The sequence below is a fragment of the Pseudomonas sp. EU05-FHT14B02 genome, from assembly GCF_058791055.1.
In genome coordinates, this window is the sequence record NZ_JBYTDD010000063.1 from 1 (window position 1) to 1,308 (window position 1,308).

Below are 1,308 nucleotides of genomic sequence, written 5' to 3' on the forward strand. Positions count from 1 at the left end.
GGTTCTTCACGGAATCCTGGGAAACACAGAAACAAGAACGCCGATTTGTTTGATGATGTTCGTGCGAGCAAACACATCTAACAAACCGGCGTTCTTATGCGTGATATTAATACTTTCCTTCCTTTTTGGGAGGGCTTTTCTGTCGTCACGATCAAGCCTGATGGCGATGCCCTACAGATCGATCTGATTCCCCATGCCACCCGATTCCCTTCCTGTGGCGGCTGCCAAAAACCTTGTTCAACCACTCACGAGTATTGCGAGCGAACCGTTCGTGACCTTCCCATTCTCGGTCGCGCGGTGCGCCTATGCGTTTTGCTCAGGCGGGTTGGCTGTCGTGACTGTGGCAAACGCATGGAAGCCGTCAGTTGGCTGGACCGCTATGCCCGCATGACACGCCGCCTGGCCGATGCCGTCATTCAAGCCTGCGAGCGCCTTCCCACGCTGCATGTGGCTCAGATGTTTGGGCTGCACTGGGACACTGTTCGGTTGCTGGAGCGTCGAGCCCTGCAAGCGGTGTTGAGCGAACTGCCGAAGGCGCAACCACGGCGCTTGGTGATGGATGAATTCGCGCTGTTCAAAGGGCATCGCTACGCCAGTGTTGTGTTGGATGCCGATACGCGACGCGTGCTATGGATCGGCGAAGGCCGCAGCCGGGCGGCGGTTCGGCCCTTTTTCGAAGAGCTTGGGCTAGAGGGATGCGCTCGAATCGAGGCGGTAGCCATGGACATGAACACCGCTTTTGACCTGGAGGTTCGTCAGCACTGCCCGAAAGCCAGAGTGGTCTATGACCTGTTTCATGTGGTGGCCAAATATGGCCGAGAGGTCATTGATCGGGTCCGCGTCGACGAAGCTAACCGGTTGCGTCACGACAAGCCGGCTCGCAAGGTCATCAAACAAGCGCGATGGCTGTTACTGCGCAATCCGCAGAATCTGAAAACGCCGGAACAACAGCTTCACTTGCAGGATTTGTTGGAGGCCAACCAATCGCTGATGACGGTTTATTTGATGAAGGCTGAGCTAAAAACACTCTGGACACCAAGTACTGCCTGGGCTTGGAGATCGGCCTGGAAGCAATGGTTGCGCCATGCTCATGAAAGCGAAATCCCAGCTCTGATCCAATTTGCCAAACGGCTAAAAGGCTACTGGCGCGGCATCGTGAGCCGGGTTCGCTGGCCGATGCACACCGGTCAGTTGGAAGGAATAAACAATCGAATAAAGGTCATCAAGCGGATGGCGTACGGTTACCGGGATAGTGAGTTCTTTTTCATGAAGATCAAGAGCGTCTTTCCCGGCAATCCGTGAAGAACC

1 protein-coding gene is annotated in these 1,308 nt (G+C 55.3%); it reads left to right on the forward strand.

All coding sequences use genetic code 11. The features are described from left to right. The first annotated feature begins 96 nt into the window (after positions 1-96). Positions 97-1,302 carry an ISL3 family transposase gene (locus AC3WTM_RS29475; RefSeq protein WP_102672916.1) on the forward strand — a complete coding sequence of 402 codons (1,206 nt, stop codon included), beginning with the start codon at positions 97-99 and terminating at the stop codon, positions 1,300-1,302. Positions 1,303-1,308: the final 6 nt, after the last annotated feature.

Bases quoted from the DNA above. Each gene is read 5' to 3' on its own strand.
- AC3WTM_RS29475 (WP_102672916.1), top strand. From the start codon at position 97: ATGCGTGATATTAATACTTTCCTTCCTTTTTGGGAGGGCTTTTCTGTC.